At 50.0% G+C, this 21,094-nt stretch carries 21 protein-coding genes and 2 pseudogenes; 7 read left to right on the plus strand and 16 right to left on the minus strand.

The genetic code is table 11. The features are described 5' to 3' along the window. Positions 1-12 precede the first annotated feature (12 nt). From DVG79_RS07270 to DVG79_RS16325, 8 genes and pseudogenes are all read right to left on the minus strand, one after another. Entirely contained in the window at positions 13-675 is a 663-nt protein-coding gene (locus DVG79_RS07270; protein WP_114596127.1) for a methionine ABC transporter permease, read from the minus strand. Next, positions 668-1,414 (minus strand): methionine ABC transporter ATP-binding protein, encoded by a 747-nt coding sequence (locus DVG79_RS07275; RefSeq protein WP_114596128.1) that lies wholly within the window; start codon positions 1,412-1,414, stop codon positions 668-670. Before DVG79_RS07275 ends, DVG79_RS07270 begins: the two co-directional genes overlap by 8 nt. A 161-nt stretch (positions 1,415-1,575) precedes the next feature. Next, entirely contained in the window at positions 1,576-2,766 is a 1,191-nt protein-coding gene (locus DVG79_RS07280; RefSeq protein WP_114596129.1) for an acetyl-CoA C-acetyltransferase, read from the minus strand. A gap of 13 nt (positions 2,767-2,779) precedes the next feature. Further along, complete coding sequence (locus DVG79_RS07285) at positions 2,780-3,556, minus strand: 3-hydroxybutyrate dehydrogenase (RefSeq protein ID WP_114596130.1); 777 nt, start codon at positions 3,554-3,556, stop codon at positions 2,780-2,782. 5 nt (positions 3,557-3,561) lie between these two features. Continuing rightward, entirely contained in the window at positions 3,562-4,224 is a 663-nt protein-coding gene (locus DVG79_RS07290; protein ID WP_114596131.1) for a 3-oxoacid CoA-transferase subunit B, read from the minus strand. Positions 4,225-4,236: 12 nt separating this feature from the next. Beyond that, a complete protein-coding gene (locus DVG79_RS07295) occupies positions 4,237-4,938 on the minus strand; it encodes a CoA transferase subunit A (RefSeq protein WP_114596132.1) in 702 nt (233 codons plus the stop codon). 32 nt (positions 4,939-4,970) lie between these two features. After that, positions 4,971-5,678: pseudogene (locus DVG79_RS16320) on the minus strand (GntP family permease); the annotation flags it as partial. Positions 5,679-5,764: 86 nt separating this feature from the next. Then, positions 5,765-6,410 (minus strand): annotated as a pseudogene (locus DVG79_RS16325) (GntP family permease); the annotation flags it as partial. 253 nt (positions 6,411-6,663) lie between these two features. Here DVG79_RS16325 and DVG79_RS07305 point away from each other — a divergent pair. The 3 genes from DVG79_RS07305 to DVG79_RS07310 are packed head-to-tail and all read left to right on the plus strand — an operon-like array spanning position 6,664 to position 8,435. After that, entirely contained in the window at positions 6,664-7,785 is a 1,122-nt protein-coding gene (locus DVG79_RS07305; RefSeq protein ID WP_114596134.1) for a GGDEF domain-containing protein, read from the plus strand. Positions 7,786-7,841: 56 nt separating this feature from the next. Next, entirely contained in the window at positions 7,842-8,018 is a 177-nt protein-coding gene (locus DVG79_RS16180; RefSeq protein WP_165871658.1) for a hypothetical protein, read from the plus strand. Positions 8,019-8,030: 12 nt separating this feature from the next. After that, entirely contained in the window at positions 8,031-8,435 is a 405-nt protein-coding gene (locus DVG79_RS07310) for a DUF350 domain-containing protein (protein ID WP_026828679.1), read from the plus strand. A gap of 41 nt (positions 8,436-8,476) precedes the next feature. Here DVG79_RS07310 and DVG79_RS07315 read toward each other — a convergent pair whose 3' ends face one another. The 4 genes from DVG79_RS07315 to trhA all read right to left on the minus strand — a co-directional run bounded on the left by DVG79_RS07315 (position 8,477) and on the right by trhA (position 12,012). Continuing rightward, a complete protein-coding gene (locus DVG79_RS07315) occupies positions 8,477-8,734 on the minus strand; it encodes a hypothetical protein (RefSeq protein WP_114596135.1) in 258 nt (85 codons plus the stop codon). Between the two features lie 30 nt (positions 8,735-8,764). Further along, positions 8,765-9,463, minus strand: coding sequence for a ribose-5-phosphate isomerase RpiA (gene rpiA / locus DVG79_RS07320; protein WP_114596136.1), 699 nt, complete (start codon positions 9,461-9,463; stop codon positions 8,765-8,767). A gap of 46 nt (positions 9,464-9,509) precedes the next feature. Further along, a complete protein-coding gene (locus tag DVG79_RS07325; protein WP_114596137.1) occupies positions 9,510-11,234 on the minus strand; it encodes a M3 family oligoendopeptidase in 1,725 nt (574 codons plus the stop codon). 130 nt (positions 11,235-11,364) lie between these two features. After that, a complete protein-coding gene (gene trhA / locus DVG79_RS07330) occupies positions 11,365-12,012 on the minus strand; it encodes a PAQR family membrane homeostasis protein TrhA (protein WP_114596138.1) in 648 nt (215 codons plus the stop codon). A 113-nt stretch (positions 12,013-12,125) separates the two neighbouring features. On the opposite strand from trhA, the gene DVG79_RS07335 reads away from it, so the two are divergent. Continuing rightward, positions 12,126-12,647 (plus strand): DUF1836 domain-containing protein, encoded by a 522-nt coding sequence (locus DVG79_RS07335; RefSeq protein ID WP_114596139.1) that lies wholly within the window; start codon positions 12,126-12,128, stop codon positions 12,645-12,647. A 56-nt stretch (positions 12,648-12,703) separates the two neighbouring features. Continuing rightward, positions 12,704-13,675, plus strand: coding sequence for a DUF4003 family protein (locus DVG79_RS07340; protein ID WP_114596140.1), 972 nt, complete (start codon positions 12,704-12,706; stop codon positions 13,673-13,675). A 324-nt stretch (positions 13,676-13,999) separates the two neighbouring features. On the opposite strand, the gene DVG79_RS07345 is transcribed toward DVG79_RS07340, so the two are convergent. The 4 genes from DVG79_RS07345 to DVG79_RS07360 form a co-directional block, all read right to left on the minus strand. Further along, on the minus strand, positions 14,000-14,296 hold the full coding sequence (locus DVG79_RS07345) for a hypothetical protein (RefSeq protein ID WP_114596141.1): 297 nt from the start codon (positions 14,294-14,296) through the stop codon (positions 14,000-14,002). 53 nt (positions 14,297-14,349) lie between these two features. Then, positions 14,350-16,104 (minus strand): bifunctional diguanylate cyclase/phosphodiesterase, encoded by a 1,755-nt coding sequence (locus tag DVG79_RS07350; RefSeq protein WP_233494554.1) that lies wholly within the window; start codon positions 16,102-16,104, stop codon positions 14,350-14,352. Between the two features lie 21 nt (positions 16,105-16,125). Further along, entirely contained in the window at positions 16,126-17,769 is a 1,644-nt protein-coding gene (locus DVG79_RS07355) for a sensor histidine kinase (protein ID WP_233494555.1), read from the minus strand. Positions 17,770-17,847: 78 nt separating this feature from the next. Beyond that, positions 17,848-18,288 carry a YaiI/YqxD family protein gene (locus DVG79_RS07360; protein WP_114596142.1) on the minus strand — a complete coding sequence of 147 codons (441 nt, stop codon included), beginning with the start codon at positions 18,286-18,288 and terminating at the stop codon, positions 17,848-17,850. A gap of 131 nt (positions 18,289-18,419) precedes the next feature. Here DVG79_RS07360 and DVG79_RS07365 point away from each other — a divergent pair, with 131 nt between their 5' ends. Together DVG79_RS07365 and DVG79_RS07370 are read left to right on the plus strand one after the other, a co-directional pair. Beyond that, positions 18,420-20,168 (plus strand): ABC transporter ATP-binding protein, encoded by a 1,749-nt coding sequence (locus DVG79_RS07365; RefSeq protein ID WP_114596143.1) that lies wholly within the window; start codon positions 18,420-18,422, stop codon positions 20,166-20,168. Beyond that, a complete protein-coding gene (locus DVG79_RS07370; protein ID WP_114596144.1) occupies positions 20,165-21,046 on the plus strand; it encodes an NAD(P)-dependent oxidoreductase in 882 nt (293 codons plus the stop codon). Before DVG79_RS07365 ends, DVG79_RS07370 begins: the two co-directional genes overlap by 4 nt. Positions 21,047-21,094 lie beyond the last annotated feature (48 nt).

Raw genomic sequence — 21,094 nt, forward strand, 5'->3', positions numbered from 1 at the left:
TCCTACTTTCAGTTAACGTTTATCGAGCAAGCGTGCTGCGGTCGTTCCGGCAAACTGAATCAGTTGCACCAGGATGACCATAATCAAAATCATATACAGCATTAATTCCGTCTGAAATTGTTGGTAGCCGTACCGGACGGCAAAGTCACCGATGCCTCCGCCCCCGACAACCCCCATGATCGTCGAATAGGAAATGAAGCTGACGATCGACGTCGTCAGACCCAGCACAAGGCCGGACCGGGCTTCAACGAATAAAAACTTCAGGACGACTTCGCGTGTCGAAGCTCCCATCGAGACGGCCGCCTCAATGACACCTTTCGGCACTTCAAGCAGCGACTGTTCGACGAGCCGTGAGTAATGGGCGATCGCAATGACCGCAAGCGGGACGGTCGCCGCCGCTGTTCCGATCGCCGTCCCGATAATGAACCGCGTAAACGGAATCAGGAAAACGACGAGCAATAAAAACGGAAACGACCGGATTGTATTGACAAATAAATTCAGAATCGAAAAGACGAACTGGTTCGACAGCAACTGTCCTTTACGTGACAGATAAAGCCAGGTCCCGAGCGGTAAACCGAGAAGAAGAGCCGCGAGAATCGAGATTCCGACCATCACGAACGTTTGTCCGATCGCCAGTCTGATTTCCGCCGCATATTCGAGCACGATGTCAGGCATGTGGATCCCTCCGCTCTGTCAATTGGGTCAGGAACCAACCGGCATCACTCGTAATTTCCGTGATTCCCGCCGGCTCGGTCGCAATCGTCGTTTCAATCTGCCCGTCTGCCATGATCGTGACCCGGTTGCAGATGCTTTGAATCACCTGCATCTCATGACTGACGAGGACGATCGTCACCCCAAGTGTCTGATTGATGTTCTGCAGGACACGTAAGATTTCCGAAGTCGTACTCGGATCAAGTGAAGACGTCGGCTCATCACACAGCAAAACGCGCGGGCGGTTCGCAAGCGCCCGGGCTATCGCGACACGCTGCTTTTGTCCTCCGCTCAGTTCGGACGGATACTTTCGGGCAAAGGACTCCAGTCCGACAAATCGGAGACACTCCTCAATCCGGTTTGTCCGCTCGCGCTTTTTGACTCCGGACAGTTCAAGCGAAACGGCGATGTTTTGTTCGACCGTCTTGTTTCCGACGAGATTAAAGTCCTGAAAAATCATGCCGATATTTTGACGGGTCTGCCGCAGCTGTCGGTTCGACAGATTCGTTAAATCCATCCCGTCAAATTCGATTCGACCGGTATCCGGTCGTTCGAGCAGATTCATCAGCCGGAGTAAGGTCGATTTCCCGGCACCGCTCGCACCGATGATGCCATGAATCTCGCCCTGTTCAATCGAGAGGGCGACGGACTGGATGACCGGTTGTCCGGAAAAAGCTTTACTGACATTCTGTAATGAAATCATCTGACACCCTCCCTTACAACGTGTTTCATTTTACCGTAAGCTGTCTGTTTTTGTCATGTCGTTTGCTTCTTTTCTTTCCCGCGTCATTTCATTAATTAAGTAAACCATTTTAATAACAAAAAATCTGAACCGAAGTCCAGATTTTGATGAAGCGATTTTAATTACTCTTCGTACTTCTTGACGATCGTCGCAATTCCTTGACCGCCGCCGATGCAGAGTGTCGCCAGACCATGGCTTTCGCTGGTCCGCAACATCTCATGAATCAGGGTAACCATGATCCGTGTTCCGCTCGCGCCGATCGGGTGACCGAGGGCAATTGCTCCGCCGTTACGGTTTAGCTTCGCCGGATCAAACCGGAGTTCCGCATCCACGGCAAGTGATTGCGCCGCAAACGCTTCGTTCGCCTCGATGACGTCGATGGCGTCCAGTTCAAGACCGGCTTTATGCAACGCCTGGCTGACCGCTTTGACGGGACCGATCCCCATGATGCTCGGATCGACACCGGACGTACCGTTCGCAACGATCTCGACGAGTGGTGTCAGCCCGAGTTCTTTTGCCTTTCGCGCCGACATGACGACGACTGCTGCCGCTCCGTCATTGATGCCGGATGCATTACCGGCTGTCACTGTACCGCCTTTTTTGAAGGCCGGACGCAAGCGGGCAAGTGATTCCGCTGTCGTTCCGGCACGCGGGAACTCATCTTCCACAAACATAATTGGATCGCCTTTACGCTGCGGAATTTCGACCGGTGTGATTTCCGCCTGGAACCGGTTTGCTTCGATGGCCTGTCCGGCTTTTTGTTGGCTGGCTGCTGCAAACTGATCCTGTGCTTCGCGGGAAATCGTGTACTGCTCGGCCAGGTTTTCTGCCGTAATGCCCATATGATAATCGTTAAAAGCACACTCTAAACCGTCTTTGATGATCGTATCGACCAACGGCTGGTCTCCCATCCGTAAGCCGGTCCGGGCACCGCTTAACACGTACGGTGCCTGACTCATGTTTTCCATCCCGCCGGCGACGATGATGTCGGCCTCACCGGATTTGATCGCTTGGAAAGCAAGATGAATTGCCTTCAGCCCGGAACCGCAGACTTTGTTGATCGTCATGGCCGGAACCGTTTCCGGCAGTCCGGCGAGGAGACTTGACTGACGGGCCGGGTTTTGTCCGAGTCCTGCCTGCAGGACATTACCCATAATGACTTCCTCGACGAGATCCGGTGCCACATTTGCTTGTTCAAGTGCTGCCCGGATGACCGTTGCTCCAAGCTTCGTTGCCGGAACGTCCTTTAGACTGCCGTTAAAACTGCCGATTGCCGTTCGTGTCGCACTGACGATGACGACTTGCTCACTCATGCTGATTTCCCCCTTATTGAATCGTATAACCGCCGTCTAAGACGTTGGCCTGACCCGTAATCCCTTTTGCTTTACGGCTCGCAAGGAATAGCGCATAATCCGCGATTTCCTCGACTTCAAGTAACCGTTTTTGCGGAACGAGCGGATAGATGACATCTTCGAGGACTTTTTCCAGTTCGACCTGGCGCGTCTTCGCAAGATCCGCCATCTGATTGCGGACGAGAGGTGTATCGACGTAACCCGGGCATAACGCGTTGACGGTGATGCCGTGTTCCGCACCTTCCAGTGCCGCGACTTTCGTCAGACCGAGCAGACCGTGTTTGGCCGAGTTATAGGCCGCTTTTCCGGCAAAGCCGATCAAGCCGTTAATCGATGCCATGTTGATGATCCGGCCGTATCCTTGTTCCTTCATGAGGGGAAACGCATGTTTAATCGCAATGAACGGAGCCGTCAGCATGATTTTGATCATCAGTTCGAACTTCTCTGTCGGGAAGTCTTCGATTGGTGAGACATGTTGTAAACCGGCATTGTTGATCAGGACATCAAGTCGACCGTACCGCTTGATCGTCTCGGCAAAAACCGACTGAACCTGTGCTTCATCCGTCACGTTCAGCGTCAGTCCGATGACATCATGTCCCGCTTCCTGTAACGACTTCGCTGCTGTTTCGGCTGCTTCCGTGTTGACGTCCGTAATGACGACCTTCGCGCCTGCTTCAGCGAATGCTTTTGAAATTTCAAGCCCGATCCCGCTTCCTGCTCCCGTCACGAGGACGATATCTCCGTTGACCATCTGACTCACTCCCCTATGCTGATGCGTTCAAGTTCCGGACTGACCGTAAAGTTCGCTTCCGTCACGTTGCGGATGTCTTCGACTGTCATTCCGTCGAGCGTCTCGATCAAGACCATCCCGGCTTCCGTGAAATCAAAGACCGCTTTATCCGTAATCAACCGGTTGACGACTTGACTCCCGGTCAACGGTAACGTACAACGTGTCTTGACCTTCGACTCGCCGTATTTATTGACGTGTTCCATGATGATGACGACCCGTTTCGCGCCGTTGACGAGATCCATTGCCCCGCCCATTCCCTTGACCATCTTGCCGGGAATCATCCAGTTCGCGAGATCCCCGTTTTCGGCGACTTCCATCCCGCCAAGAATCGCGAGATCAATGTGACCGCCGCGGATCATCGCAAACGATTCGGCACTATCGAAGTAGGACGCGCCTTTTTGTGCCGTGACCGTCTCTTTGCCGGCATTGATTTCGTCAGCGTCGACTTCATGCTCGAGCGGATACGGTCCAATCCCGAGCAACCCGTTTTCCGATTGCAGCATGACGTGGACATCATCCGGAATCGCATTGGCGATCAGTGTCGGAATCCCGATTCCAAGATTGACGTACATGCCGTCCTCGATTTCCTGCAGCGCGCGATTGATAATGATTTCTCTAGACGTTGCCATAATATCTCCCCCTTATGCTTCCCGGACTGTCCGGCGTTCGATACGTTTTTCGTAGTCCGTCCCGACGATGATCCGTTGGACGTAAACGGCCGGTGTATGGATCTCGTTCGGATCGAGTTCACCGATTTCAACCAGTTCCTCGACTTCGACGATCGTCACTTTCCCGGCTGTCGCGACAAGCGGATTAAAGTTCCGTGATGTCTTCCGGAAGACGAGATTACCGAGCTTGTCCGCTTTCCAGGCTTTGACGAGCGCAAAATCGCCGACGATCCCTTCTTCAAGCAGATAGGTTTTCCCGTCAAACTCTTTTTGTTCCTTTCCTTCCGCAATCGGTGTCCCGACACCGGTCGGTGTATAAAAACCGGGAATGCCCGCTCCGCCGGCCCGGATTCGTTCGGCGAGTGTACCCTGCGGTACGAGATCGACTTCAATCTCACCGCTTAAGTACTGTTGCTCAAACGTCTTGTTTTCTCCGACGTACGACGAGACCATCTTTTTAATCTGGCGGGATTGCAATAAGATGCCGAGTCCGAAATCGTCGACACCGCAGTTATTGCTGACGACCGTTAAATCCTTGACCCCTTGTTCCTGCAGAGCCGCAATCGATTTTTCCGGAATCCCGCATAAACCGAATCCGCCGACGACGAGTGTCGCCCCGTCAAAAATATCAGCTGTCGCTTCTGTAAATGAATCGTAGATTTTCCCCTGTTGCATCGTTCGTTTCCCCCTTTTTTAAACCCACTCGCTTAATACAGACCTGTCAGATTGTACAGTCCGATCATCAGGAAGACTGTGACCGTTTTTAAAACCGTAATCATAAAGATGTCACGGTACGACTGACGGTGCGTCAAGCCGGTGACGGCAAGCAACGTGATGACGGCTCCGTTATGCGGTAACGTATCCATGCCGCCGGACGCCATCGAGATGACCCGGTGCATGACTTCCGGCGGGACGCCGCCCGAGGTGATGGCTTGTGTATATTTATCCGACATCGCACTGAGTGCGATTCCCATACCGCCGGACGCAGAACCGGTCACCCCGGCAAGTGCCGTCGTCGTGACAGCGCCGTTGACGAGCGGATCCGTGAACGTCGATGAAATCCCGTTCGATACCGTCTTGAAGCCCGGTAAGGCAGCGATGACGCCGCCGAATCCGTACTCGGCACCCGTATTCATGACGGCAAGCAAGGCACCACCGATACTGAGGTTCAGTCCGGCCTGGAAATTCGTCCGGACTTTTTTAAAGTCATACAGCATCGCGGAAATGATGCCGATGATCAAGGCCATTTGGACGGACCAGATGGCAAGGACGGCCGGCGTCTCGATTTTCCCGAATGCTTCGAGACCAATTGCTGCGAAATCAAAGCCTTCCGGATACCAGTTCGGAATCGCAAGCGTAAAGTATTTGTTCATGACAGCGACTAAAATCAGCGGGACAAACGCCAACACCTGGCGATAGACCGGCTGTTGTGCCGTCTCGAGTGTCATTTCCGGTTCGTTTTTCAATTCCATCTGCGGAGCGGTACTAGCTGCCGTTGCTTCAAATCCGGCGTACCCTTCCCCGGCTTGATGGGCTTTCCGTTTACGGGACTCGAGATAAAACATTCCGACTGTCAGGATAATCAGACCGCCGATTGATCCCATGATCGGTGCCGCGTAGATATCTGTTTTAAAAAATGTCGTCGGAATGACATTTTGGATTTGCGGTGTCCCCGGCAAGGCGTCCATCGTAAACGTAAATGCACCGAGGGCAATCGTTCCCGGAATCAATCGTTTCGGGATATTCGCTTCGCGGAACAGGTTTGCTGCGAACGGATAGACGGCGAAGACGACGACGAACAGGCTGACACCGCTGTACGTCAAGATCGCGCCGAGCAACACGATGGCGAGAATCGCCCGTTTCGCTCCGATCATCCGAATGATCGACTTCGCGATTGATTCAGCGATTCCTGACATTTCGACGACTTTCCCGAAAATAGCTCCGAGTAAGAAGACCGGGAAGTAGGCTTTAATGAAGCCGACCATTTTTTCCATGAAGATGTTCGAGAAGAACGGTAAGACCCAATCCGGGTTCGTCAGTAAGACGGCGAACAAAGCACAGATCGGAGCAAATAAGATGACTGAAAAACCACGGTACGCTACGAACATTAATAAAGATAAGGCAAGAAGAATGATAATCAGTTCCATGGTGAATCTCCTTTAAATTTTAGTAAGCGCTTTCAATTGCTTCTTCATCATTTAACAATTGAATACATGAATGGTCAATCAAAAACCTTAAACCTATAAGTACAGCTTATAGGTTCTATAACTTCACATTATAGACACATTTTCTTTTTGATGTCTTTTTCGGAAATCATTTCGGCAGATGAAGGACTATTTGATGTCAATAGCGTATTCTAACGGTAGAATGATTTGTTATACGAAAGCAAGGTGCCTGAATTTGAAAACCATTCTTTATGATCTTCTCCATAATCTGACTTTATTGATGAGCGGTTTTTATCTCCTTGGAAAACTGTCACCTCATCCGATTACCGTCGACTCCAAACGCTCGGTCCGCATTTTGTACGGAATCAGTTTGAGTCTTTTATCCTGGATGCTGATGCAACTGACGATTGAGCCCGTTCCCGGTGTTTTAGTCGATCTGCGGCACATTCCTGTCATCGTTGCCGCTTATTTTGCCGGTCCGTTACCGACGGCGATTGTGACGATCGTCATCATCCTCTACCGCTTCAGCATCAGCCTGAACAGTTCAGCTTATGCCGCGGCACTGTTCATCACCTTGATTGCTGTCGGGACGTCGCTGCTCGTCAAGTGGTTGCCGATCTATTCCAAGCGAACCTTTACGCTTGTCACGGTGTACGCGACTGTCCTGCACGGGATCGTCTTGATATATGTCTTAGCTGATTCTAAACTCATCATGGACATACTTAGCGTCGTCCTCCCTGCTTCATTCATCAGCAGTTGGCTTGCGCTCGTCATCATTCGTGATATCCGCTTGACGAAGCAGTCGATGCGAACATGGCAACAAACGGCGCAACGTGATTTTTTGACCGGCTTACATAATTTCCGTGCTTTTACGGACCATTTTGACGATTTAAAGCAACAAACGATTTTACAGCAACATGAAGTGGCCTTGATAACGGTTGATATCGATCACTTCAAACATGTTAATGATACGTTCGGTCATGAAGCCGGCGACGAGGTCCTGCGTCAATTCGCCTCCCGTTTGCGGGACGGAGTGACGGATGCCGGGTTCATCTCCCGCAATGGCGGCGAAGAGTTTTCCGTTCTCGTCGAACAGTTGACGGATGTAAAAGTTCTGGTGTTGGCGGAACAGTTGCGGGAACGGATTGCGACGTCTCCGTTTCAATTGTCGAATGGGGCGCAACTGCCGTTGACAGCTTCGTTCGGAGTCGCACATTTCCCGAAATCAACATCAGAGATTCAGCAACTTGTGACGGATGCGGACGTCGCACTTTATCATTCCAAACAAAATGGGCGCAACCGGGTGACACTTTTTACACGCGAACTCGAAGTCGCTGTGACTCATCCTGTCGATTAGGGATGGACGAATCCGGAAAAATCGGCTACGTTTGATGATGAGGAAGGTGATTCATCATGAAATTAACAAAAGGACCTTACATTATCATCGGTCTGCTGCTCGGACTGCTCTTCGGCTTCATCGGAGATAATTTTTACCTGTATGTCTCCGCCGGGATTTTAGTCGGAGCGATGCTCGAAGGGTACGTTGCCTGGCAACAACGAAAAGAACGAAACAAATCTAATCATTCCTAAGGAGGAATTAAGATGGGCTTCAGTGAACTGTTCGTCTCAACACTTGCGTATATCGGAGTGGCTACACTTTTACTTGCCATCGGCGTCGTCCTGTTTGAAGTGACGACCAAATCAAAAGAGATGGAGCTGATCCGTCAAGGAAAAAAAGCAGCCGTTTATGCATTCGGCGGACGCATCCTTGGTCTTGCGATCGTCCTCTACTCCAGTATCACGAACTCAGTCAGCATCCTCGATATGGTCTTATGGGGTGCACTCGCCATCGTCTTCCAAATCGTCCTGTTCTATTTGGCAGACTTGATCATCCCGCGAATCAGTATGACAAAAGAAATCGATGCCAATAATGAAGCTGTCGGTTTATTATTACTGTTTCTGTCGATTTCGATTGGTCTGATCATCGCCGGATCTCTTACATACTAAAAAAAAGCGCCAACAATCCGCTCGTGGATTGTCGGCGCTTTTCATTTTTCCAAATCTTCCAGTTCTTTTCGCGAACGCGGATAACCGTTCGCCTGCCACTCCGCCCGGTAAATCGAATCGAGTTTCGTCAATCCGACTTCATCCGGATCTTTATCGGCATCTGGACTTGAGTCCTGATCCAAGTGCGTCAAATACTCTTTTAACGGATCCGAAGTTCGTTTGTCCTTGTTTTTCAACAAGAGAAGACCGGCTCCAGCCAGCATACTTGCTCCGAACACATACCGTTTTCGTAACCGCATCGCTTTCCCTTCTTTCTTTTAAAACACGAACTAGACAAGTCCGCCTCCATCGCGTAAATCAGGATGTGCCAGCCGTTTGACTTGTCCTTGTTCAACTGTCAGGACATGGTCCGGTTGCCGCTCAAAATAACCGGTTTCAATCACGCCGGTCAAATTTTTCAGTTCTTTGGCAAAATGATGGACGTCTTGGACCTGCTTGAGGTCGACATCCAAAATCAGATGTCCGCCGTCCGTCACAAACGGTTTCCCGTCCTGTTCCCGCAATACCGCGTCGACATGTTTGTCCTGCAAAAAACGTTCGACATACGGTCTCGCAAACGCATCGATTTCGACCGGTAAGGGGCCGGTCAGGTGATGGACGAACTTCGAGGCGTCCGCTAAGTAGAGCACTTCCCGGCTCATCAGCGCGACGACTTTTTCCCGAAACAAGGCACCACCGCCACCCTTCAGAACGCGGAACTGCTGATCGATTTGATCGATTCCGTCAATGATCAGATCAATCCGGGTCGCTTCTTCAAGTGACAGAAGCGGAATGTTCAACCGGTTGGCTTGTTCCACTGTCTCATCTGACGTCGCTACCCCTTGCACCTGTCCACCGGCTTCGATCCATTTGCCTAAGACCTCGATAAAACTCCGCGTCGTCGAGCCTGTCCCAAGACCCAGCACCATTCCGTTCTTGACATACTTGACGGCAGCTTCCGCCAGCATCGTTTTCTCCTGTTCATACATCGGCACCCCTCCTTCGTTAGTTATCTATTCCCGATTGCTTCCGACTTCAATCGACGAGTCCAGCCGTCTCTTGTAAGTACATTTCAATCGCCGACAGGAGCGGTTCAAGTGCCTGTTGCCAAAAACTGATTGAGCCCGGTTCGCCGTCTATATACTGCTCAATCAGCTCCTCGATTGTCGCCTGTCCCGATGCGCGTAACAACGGTTCGAATTGTCCGGTGAACGCCTCATTTGATTGCTTGACCGCCGTATACAAGTGATTGCTCAGTAAGTAACCGACCGTGTAGGGAATATTGTAGAACGGCTTTTCCGTATCATAGAAATGACCGACAAAAATCCATTTATACGGATCCGGTTCCGCCAGTACACCGCCGTAAAAGCGGGCATCCTCCTCCCGCATGAGTTCAGTAATCCGGTCGCTTGAAACCGGTCCCTGCCGTCGCTCCGAATAAAAACGTTGTTCAAACCGGAACATGTCCGGAATGGTTGCGACGTATTTTAAGCCTTCGCTGATTTTGATTTCAAGCATCGCCAGTTTTTCTTCGCCCGCCGATTGTTCGATGACGGCGTCAAGGACCAGGTTTTCCATGAATGTCGAAGCCGTCTCGGCACTGCTCGTCCCTTTAATCTGATCAAGAAACGGCAACTCGTGTAGCAGTGCATTGTGATACGCATGACCCAGTTCATGGGCAAGCGTAACGACATCCGGATACGCTTCGCGGTACGTCATGAAGATCCGGCTCTCTTTAGCGGCCGGGAACGAGGCACAGAAACCGCCTTCTGCTTTAGACGGCCGGTTTTCCGCATCGATCCAGCCTTTTTCAAACACGGTTCTCGTAAAGTTTGCCAACCGCGGATGCAACCGGTCAAATTGATGCAGAATGATCGATTGCGCCTCAATATAGGAAACATGACCGTGCGAGGTAAAGGTATTCGCCTCTAAATCATGCCATGCCGGTTCCGTGACATGTGCCAGACGCAATTTCCGTTCGTAATAGGACTGGAACAGCGGACGATTTTGATCTATCGCCGCAAGCAACGCTTCAATTGTCGTCCGTTGCATCCGGTTTTGTTCACACAGTTCCGTTAACGGATCCTCCCATCCGCGTTTTGTGTAAACTTGCAATCGAAAACCGGCTATCCGGTTCAAAATCATCGCAAAGTCGTCTCGTTCAGCAGCACACTTCTTTGCGAAAGCTGTCGCCGCCGCTTGCCGGTCATGGCGTGTTACCCCATGAAAAACCTGATGCAGGGCGTGTCCGATTGTGACTTCTTCATCAAGCGGAATCCGTAAACCGGTCAAACGCTGTTCATACAACTGTTCCCATCCTGAAAAACCGTCGATTGCCAGTGCCTGAATCATTTGTTCCTGCTCAGCCTGCAGACGCCGTTCCATGATGGCACGGCGTTCCGTCAGATAATAAGACGGCGTGTCCGCTTGCAGCGTTTCCCATTCTGCATCGGACAGTTTCCGCAATCGTGCCTCAAAGTCCGTTTCACCCATCCGGAGACTCGCCTGCAATATCTCTGTCTGCTCAAGCAGCCTTCCCACTTCATGACGCGAAACATCTTCCGCGTACAGGCAATACACAAAATCACTCAGTTCTTCGACGTGGCATTTGATTCGCTCAAGATGCGTCAAATAAGAAGACACCGGAGGTTGGCCGGTTTGAAGCTGATCCAGTTCCTGTCGTAACCTGTCACTCGTCTGTTTCACGTCCTCAATCGAATACAGTTTTTCGAGCTGCCAGCGGGATTTCGTAATCGACATCACTTTTCCTCCTTTAATTCATCCTGTCCTTTCGTTTCCTTCGGCTTCCCTTCCCGGGAGACCTGCCAATGAAATACTTTGCCGACAAAAAACATCCTTCCGCTGACGAAAGGATGTGTGGATTGACTCATTAAATGACGAAGAAATAGACACAAAGGAAATGTGCTAAGCTGCCGAGCAGGACGAATACATGGAAAATCTCGTGAAAACCGAGGTGTTTGAACGAAAGTACACGCGGTTTTAAGCCATAGATAATGCCACCGATCGTGTAAAAAATCCCCCCGAGGAACAGTAAACCGATTCCGACCGGAGACAGGACTTCTGCGAGCGGTGTGATTGCAAAGACCATGATCCAGCCCATTCCGATGTACAGCGTCGTCGACAACCAGCGTGGACTGTTGAACCAGACAAGTTTAAAGGTGATACCGAAAACCGCAATCAGCATGACGATACTGAATAATACCCAGCCGGTCGGACCGTTCAGACTGATCAGACAAAACGGGGCATACGAGCCGGCAATCAGCAGATAAATCATCGAATGATCAAGACGTCTCCACGTCGCAATGGCCCGGTCACTCGCGAGTACCATATGATATGTCGCCGAGACTGCGTACAAGGCAATCATACTGACACCAAAGATGATTGCCGCGACGATTGGTAGTCCGGCTCCCCGCTCCAGTGCCGCTTTGATGACCAGGGCGAGCAATCCAATAAAGGCGAAGACGGCTCCGCCCAGGTGGGTCAGACCATTGATCGGTTCTCTCATATACGTTTTCATAATTCCCCTCCGTTTTTATGTAGTTTTAAATACTACATGGCGTTATATGAACATTCTATCATACACTAGAGAAATAGGAAGTCATTCCGCATTATTTTTTTGGAGGTATTTTCATGACACAGTCAGATCACCCGAAACCATCACTCGACCGCCAGTTGGAGTTAACGGATATCCCGAACATCGATCTCTACATGGACCAGGTCATTCAATTGTTTGAACGGACGTTCGAAGAGACGACACGGACCGAAGGCGAAACGATTTTAACGAAGACGATGATTAACAACTACGCCAAGAAAAAATTGTTTTTCCCGGTCACGAATAAAAAATATACGAAAAACCATCTGATCTTAATCAGTTTGATTTACCAATTAAAAGGAACGTTCTCCATCAATGACATCAAAACGATTTTGACGGACTTGAATACCGGTGTTACGGAACAAACAATTGATTTGGAAGACTTTTATCAAACGTATCTCGATGCGACAGCGGTCAATCAGACCTTGTTCGAGGAGCAGCAGCCTCCGACGGATGACTTGGATCATCTCGAACAGTTACAACTGATTTTATCGCTCGCCCATATGAGCAACTTGTACCGCCGGGCAGCCGAACGATTGATTGACCGATTAGAAAAGTAACCGTCTTTCTTTTATGTGTCATGGTAAAATAGGGAAAAAAGGATGAGGTGCAGGAGATGGAACTCGAACAACGTTTTTTACAACGTTTAGATGAAACAGGACATTATTTCGTCACTTACCAGGATGGTGTTTTAATCGAACTTGCTTTTGATGCTGTCGTCGGCCGACATCCCGCACCTTTTCCGGAGTTGGAGAAGACGGCTCGGTTTTTGGAAGAGCATCTCCGCTCCCATCAGACACAAGCGTTGTTGCTTGCTTCAAAAATTCAGGCTTATGATGCGGAACCGGCTGAACGGATTGCCCCGATGATGTCGATTTATAGCTTTTTTGCAACACACCGGCTCGTCCATCCGCTCAATGCTTATTCGACCGCTTTATTGATCAGCCGTTTACAGCCGACGGATGTCCAACTTGAGCGGACCGTCTCGTTATACCGCCTTTGCAAAACCTCACACCGGTTCATCGTCTCGCCCCTGCTGATCTCGTTTCTGTTTTTAAACAGTTTACGCCGGGGCGAGTTATCAACAATCCATGATCAGATCGAAGCGCTGTATGACATGTTGAAAAAGCGGTTCGGGCGGTCTCAGCAAACGTATGTCACGGCACTCTTATTTGCGTTATTACCGGACGAGGACCATCATCTTTATCTTAATCAGCTCGTCCAGTCCCGGAACGCTTACCGCAAACACGGGATTCCACTGTCGTTTCATGCGTTGCTTGCGCTACTCGGTCAACCGGAAGTACATCGCGCTGCACTTGAACAGATATCAGACCGTTTGCGGCAAAACCCCCACTTTAAATACCGGAAGGATTTAATTTTCCTGACGGCGGTCCGGCTCTATCTTGCGGATCATCCGACGTTGCACCAATTGTTTGCTCCGTACAGCCCGGCTGACTGGACGAATTCGACTGATTTCATCCCCGTTTTCCTGTTTCCGGTCGACTTGACGGATACGTCCCATGCGACAGACGGCGGAATGGCGGACGGCGGATTTGACGGTGGCGATGGTGGTGGTGGTGGCGATTGAACTCGCCCATCCACTGCCTGTTTCCGTATAAGATTTTCTAAAAAAACAAAACGGGGCGGACTCAAAAAAGAATCACTCGTTCTTTCACGCCCTTTCCTCAGGCGAGACACAATCCAGTTTCCCTGCCTCATTGAGGCAGGAAATCGGGTCTTGTTTGTCTCTGACAGCGCAAAAATGCGCTTTTTCCTGTAGGAGTTGTGTGAAGCGAGTGATTCTTTTTTTTACGAGATCAGGGTGGCAGATTATCATTCCGCCACCCTGATCTTTGTAGAGAGTGACTTTTAAGTCAGACCCATTTGTATAAAAGCCGGCACAAGTGCCCGATTATTTTTGTTGATCGTCTGCATCAGACGGTGTCACATCGCCGTCTTCATCAGCTTCGTGAGACAAATCAGGTGCTTCGTCAGATGATGGTTCAGAATCCGGTTGATCTGTTGATTCCGAATCCGCTGACTTCTTGTCTTGATTGTCGGACTGCGGCTCTTTTTCGTGGTGCTCGGATTTTGAATCCGACTCATTTTGTGCTGCTGTATCGGATTGATCACGACCTGCGATATCGTCGTTCGTCATACGATTGCCCGATGTAATCGGATCCGTTTCTTTTTCGTGTTGCTCTGACATAGTAACATCCCCCTTGAATCATGATGATTAAAGTATTCCCTTACGAGAGACGGTTAAACATCCTGGGTATGCGTGATCTTTGCAAAATCGGCAATCAAGTTCGTGATTGGTTGCGGATGATGCAGATAATGTCCTTGTACATACAGTGGATTTCCCACCGCAACGATGTGCTGGAACTGAGCGCTTGTTTCGACTTCCTGAATGACAAGCGAAATTCCAAGTGCCTGTGTCAACGAATAAACAGACTGGACCATCGACTGTTCGAGCTGGTTTTGAACGAGACGCCGTGTAAAGATCGGATCCAACTTAACCGATTGGACCGGTAAACGGAGTAAGGAATTGAGTGAAGCATAATGACTCCCGAAATGATCGACACTCAGACGATAACCTGCCCGGCGTAACAGTTCCAGACGTTCGATGACTTTCCGTTTCCCGATTTGCAAAACTTCTTCCCGGATTTCAAGCACAATCCGCTCTTTCTTGAACGACGCACCGTTTGCGAACTCTAACAGATTGGCAAGCATCGCATCCGATTTGAACTGACTGGCGGAGAGATTAATCGAAATTGTCACGGGACGCCCCAATTCTGTCTCCAGCCGGAGACTGTCCGAGATCGCCTGGGCAATCGTAAAGTGACCGATTTGACTAAACTTCCCTGTCCGTTCCGCAATCGGAATAAAATCGGCCGGGCTGACGAATCCGAGTACCGGATGATTCCAGCGAAGCAGTGCTTCGACGGCAACCGTCTGGCCCAGTTTGGCGTTAAAAATCCGTTGGTAATACAATTCGAACTGCCCGCGCTCTAACGCTTGCTCCAATTCCTGTTCCAATACACGGTTAAACGGATGTTGTTCGACCTCGCGTTGCTGATCGACAAATGAAATACCCGCTTTTCCGTCCAGTTTGACCTGTTGCATCAGGGCTTCTGCTGCATAGACCTGTGTCTGGCGGTTCATGTGGTCGCCCGTTAACAGACTGACACCTGACGAAGCCGTCAAACGAATCGGTTCGTCCGCAAGATTTTTAATCGGCTCCTCAATCGCCTGAATGATGGATTCAGCGAATGTCCGGCCTTGATCCGTAAAATCCGCTTGTTCCAGAGGGGCAAGAACAATGAACTCGTTCCCCTCCATCCGTCCGACGACGTGTTCCGGAATCGCGACATACTTTAAGCGTGACGCAATTTCCTGAAGCACCTGATTTCCAATCCGGTATCCGTACTTCGCATTGATCGCATGAAAGTTATCGAGATTGAGGACCATCAAAAAGGTCGGCTGGCTCGAGACACTAGAAATCAATCGGTTCATGTATCGTTCGTTATAGACATCTGTCAATGCATCTTTGATGACATAGGTCTCGACGCTGATTGATTTACTGATGATGTTCGCGTAATTCTCAATCATCTCTAATTCGGTTTCACTGAATTCATACGGTTGATCATCAAAGGCACACAACGTCCCGATTTTTTCGTTGTTGGCATTTTTAATCGCGACACCAAGAAAACTGCCGTTTCCCAGTGTTTGGGTGACCGGATGATGACTTGTCATCGGATTCGCCAATAATTCATTGATTTGAATCTTACCGTCTGTTTCATCGATGACGAGTTTACAGAGAACATGTTGGAAGATGTGTGTCGTTCCCTCTTCAATCAGTTCCTTTCCCTGATTAATCGCCTTGACGATAAAGTTACTGTTTGAGTCATTTAATGCGAAAAACAGTGTATTGACACCGATTTTTTCACTCAATTGATTTAAGATATCTTCGACAAGCGGATGTAAGGCTTCATATCGCATCTGCGAGTTATCCACGGTCCGTCCCTCCTTTCTTCGTTAGTCCTCTGTCATTTCAGTCGAAAATTGAAGCGTAAACGTACTGCCTTTTCCTTCTTCTGACTGCACGGCAATCGATCCGCCGTGATCCATGACAATCATCCGGCAAATCGCTAAACCAAGACCGGTTCCGCCAATTTTTCGCGTGTCCGAGTTATCAGCCCGGTAAAATTTATCAAATACAAACGGGAGTGCTTTTTCCGGAATTCCGATTCCTTCATCTTCAATCGTCAAGACCATCTGTGATCCCTTCATGTGACCCCGGACTTGAATCGTTCCTCCGTCCGGTGAATATTTGATGGCATTCATGATCAAGTTCGTGAAGAGCTGTTTCATCTTCTCTTCGCTCGCCGTCATCTGATAATCGCCCGCTTCAAACAGGACCCGAATCCGGTGTTTACTGCTCGCAAGCTCGAACATCGGTCGCATCTCATATACCAATCGTTTAAGGTCCAACCGTTTTTTGACGATGCCTTGTGAGACATCCTCACCTTTTTGGATTTCTAAAATATCATCAATCAGCTCTGCCAGACGAACGGTCTCGGAATGGATCGTCTCGAGGTATTTTTTTTGACGCGGACCATCGAGTGAACGACGCATCAACAGTTCCGTAAAGCCCATAATCGACGAGAGCGGTGTTCTTAATTCATGCGAAACAATCGAGACGAACTCCGACTGTTTCAAATCCAGTTCTTTTTCTTTCGTGACATCCCGCAAGACGAGCATCATTCCCCACTCGACATTGGCGATGGCGATTCGTTCGGCATAGGCACTCAGCAACAGATTCCCACGAAAAGCCGATAGTTCAATCGTCTCTCCGGGAATCTCCCCGTTCATCAATTGACCGATATAGTCATGCAGCGCATCGGGCTGATCGACGTGTTCGAATAAGGAAGTCGCCCGTTCGTACGCATGGCGGAAGCCTTGAGATTGACTGACGAGCTTTGGCGGGAACATGTTCAACAATGCCTGATTGGCATAAATCTGTTCCCCGCTGCTTTCGATATATAAGACCGCTTCCCGAATCGAATCGAGTAATTGGTACGTTTTGATTTTTTCATGCTCCATTTGATGGAACAACAGGTGACGTTCTAGCGTCATTCCGAGTTTGCGTGACAAATCCAAAATATCCCCGACCTGTTCCAAGTTGAACTGCTCGAATGGATGTTTGAGATAGATGACACCGACGACACCGCCATTGCTTGGTGACTGGACAGGAATCGCCGATTCATACATCATCTCTGCTACAGGGAGCTGAACCGATTTTCGCATGACAAAAGCACGGCGTAACACAGAATATTGATCCAAATCTTTTTCGATCAATTCAATGTCTTCCACCCCTTGCGTCACAAGGTGACTCAATTGTTCACGGCGATATAACAGGATGGCCCCCGCCTCAAGATTGATGAGTTTCAGCAACTTAACGAGTAATGTCTCACACGCTGACTCGACGCTTTGGGTTGCCAATGCTTCCATGATTTCGTTGCGGTGTTTCAATTTATGTTCCACTTCCGCCAAGTCCTGTGTCAGTTGACCGATCCGTTGACGGTCGGTCGTCTGTAACGTCTTGACGGGAAATGGACTGGTCTTCAGACGATACGGTCTCGTCTTCTTTTCCGGACGATATCGTACGATTTTTTTCAATGGGCTTCCTCCTTCCGATTCATGCATTCATGTTTAAAATTATAACACGAGATTTTAATTTTTCGTCTCGTATTTGACTTAAGAACGCGCGGTCGTTTCCGCTAATAAACGTTTAAATGCCTGTTCGAATGCAACATCTTCCTGCCGCGTCCGTTTTTTGGGTCCCTTCGTCCGTCCACCTGCCCGCCGGATTTCTTGACCGACATGTCGTGTATGTAGAAGAAAATCTATGTTTTCGTTTGTAAAAATCCGACCATTCTGATCAACGGCTCGTCCATTGCGTGCCAGGGCGAGGGCAGCCAGACCGTAATCCTGGGTCACGACGATGTCTCCCGGCGCCATCCGGTTGACGATGGCAAAGTCGACGGCGTCCGCTCCTTGACCAATCGTAATCGTCGTCGCCCCTTCCCGGTTAAACTGATGTGCTGTATCACAGACTAAAAAAACCTCGTATCCTTTGCTCAATCGAATCGTCAAATCGACGACCGGACAGCCGTCTGCATCGATCCATATTTTCATGTCACGTCACTCCTTCTATTACTTCGCTTTCATCAAGTGTCCGTGACGACCGGAATCACTGTCAAGTCCAGCACTCGAAGTTGACCGTAACTGCCATAGAACCGACAATAGAAAGGAAAGGATGTGCCGAATTGAAACCTGCAACATTTACCTCATTTTTATCCTTACTGAAGAAAAGCGAACCACCGGTCGGACTGCTGTCAGCTGCCGTGACGGTTTCAATCATTCAGGCACTCGCTGCTTTGATGATTCCCTGGTTTTTGAAATCCCTGATCGACAACTTCTCCATCGATCAGGTCACACCGGGCTTGGTCGCCCTCTTCATCACGGTCTTCATCGTCCAGATGATCAGCAATGCTTTTTCCATCTACTGGCTGCAAGTCGCCGGGCAACGGATCGTCGCCAACTTGCGGACGATGTTGTGGAAACACTTGCTAGCTTTACCCATTCCGTTCTATGACGAAACGAAGTCAGGCGAACTCGTCTCACGTCTCAACAACGATGCGACGACCTTACAACAATTATTATCGGAGCAACTCGTTCGTCTGTTGACCTCAATCGTCTCGATTGTCGGTGCGATTACGATTTTATTTTTCCTCGACTGGCAAATGACGCTCGTCATGGTCATCGCCGTCCCGTTGACATTATTGATCATCATTCCGCTCGTTCGGAAACTGCATCAGATTTCACGGGAGACGCAAAAAGAGCTCGCCGGCTTATCGGGATTTTTTGCAGAAATGCTCGGCGAAGTCCGCTTGGTCAAATCACAGGCGACAGAAACCTATGAAATGGAACGCGGAAAAACCCGGATTGAACATCTGTTTGGCTTCGGCGTCAAAGAAGGGAAGATTCAGGCCATCTTACTGCCCGTTTTCAACGTCGCCCTGACCTCGATGTTAATCGTCATCATCAGTTTCGGTGCTTACCGCGTCTCGACGAATCAGATTACGGCGGGTGAACTCGTCGCCTTTTCGTTATACCTGTTTCAAATCATGACACCACTCGTGACGATGACCGAGTTCGTCTCGAAATTACAAAAAGCACGCGGGGCAACGGAACGGATTTCGGAACTGCTCGAAGAACGACCGGAACAGGACGGGACCCGACAGGTTGAGCGTCCGTTCGCAGCCGTTCACTTTAATCATTTGTCGTTCGGCTATGACGACACGACACTGTTGCACGACGTCACCTTCTCCCTGCCGCGTGGTCAAACGACGGCAATCGTCGGTCCGAGCGGCTCCGGTAAATCGACCTTGTTCGCTCTGCTCGAACGCTTTTATCTGCCGACGAACGGTCAAATCGAGCTCGGTTTTCATGCGATTGATCAGTTTGAACTGGCCAGCTGGCGTAATGCGATCGGTTATGTCGCCCAGGACTCCCCTGTCCTGTCGGGCACAATCCGCGACAATCTGTTATACGGATTGACGCAAGATGTCACGGAACAACAAATCCGCGACGCCGCCGAGATGGCAAATGCCGATGAATTCATTTCTTCGTTTACACTCGGATATGACACGGAAATCGGTGAACGCGGTGTCAAACTGTCCGGCGGTCAACGGCAACGGATTGCGATTGCCCGCGCCCTCCTGCGGGATCCGGAATTGTTATTGCTCGACGAAGCGACTTCTAGCCTTGATTCGGAATCGGAACGGGTCGTCCAGGAAGCGCTCGAACGATTGATGGAAGGACGGACGACGTTCGTCATCGCCCATCGCCTCGCGACGGTCCGCCATGCCGATCAGATCGTCGTTCTCGAACAGGGACGTGTTTCCGGCATCGGAACACATGATACCCTCGTCGAGACAAATGTTTTGTATAATAAACTCGTAACGCAACAATTCATCGGTCAAACCGAAACGACCAGGGGGAGTAATACATGACAAAAACAATTGGTTTCATCGGACTCGGCGTCATGGGACAAGGCATGGTCCGCAACTTGTTAAAAGCCGGTTTTTCCGTCAAAGGCTACAACCGGACGAAAGAAAAAGGCTTGCCGCTCGAACAGGACGGGGCTATCATCGTCGATACGATTCAGGAAGCTGTCTCGGATGCCGACGTCGTCATCTCGATCGTCGGCTATCCGCAGGACGTCGAACAGATTTACTTGGCGGACGACGGGATTTTAGCCTCCGCTCAACCGGGGACAATCGTCATCGACATGACGACATCGAGTCCGGCGCTCGCGATCCGGATTGCCGAGCAGGCTGCTCAAAACGGCATTACTGCTCTTGATGCACCGGTCACGGGCGGCGATCTCGGAGCGAAAAACGGGACGCTTGCGATTCTCGCAGGTGGTGACGAAGACGCATTCAATACGGTCAAACCGATATTTGATGCGATGGGAAAATCGATTGCCCGCTTCGGAGGTCCGGGACAAGGACAGTCGGCCAAACTCGCCAATCAGATTGCGATTGCCGGATCGATGATCGGGACAGCCGAGATGTTGCTGTTCGTCACGAAATCGGGAATCGATCCGACACAGTTCGTCGAGACAATCAAAAGCGGCTCCGCCGGCAGCTGGTCACTTGAAAACCTGATTCCGCGTGTCATCGCGGAAAACTATTCGCCGGGCTTCTTCGTCAAACATTTCATCAAAGACATGAACCTGGCACTCGAACGGGCCGAGGAAATGGGGATTGCGACACCGGGACTTGCACTCGTCAAAGATTTATACGACGAGCTGGCAGCATCCGGTCATGCCGAATCCGGTACACAGGCTCTCTACCTGTTGTTAAAAGAGAAAACACCGTCGCATTAAAAGTACGACAAAAACGAGTCTGACGCTTCCGCACAGGGGGAAGTCAGA

The sequence above is a fragment of the Exiguobacterium sp. RIT594 genome (assembly GCF_003339585.1).
GTDB lineage: Bacteria > Bacillota > Bacilli > Exiguobacteriales > Exiguobacteriaceae > Exiguobacterium_A.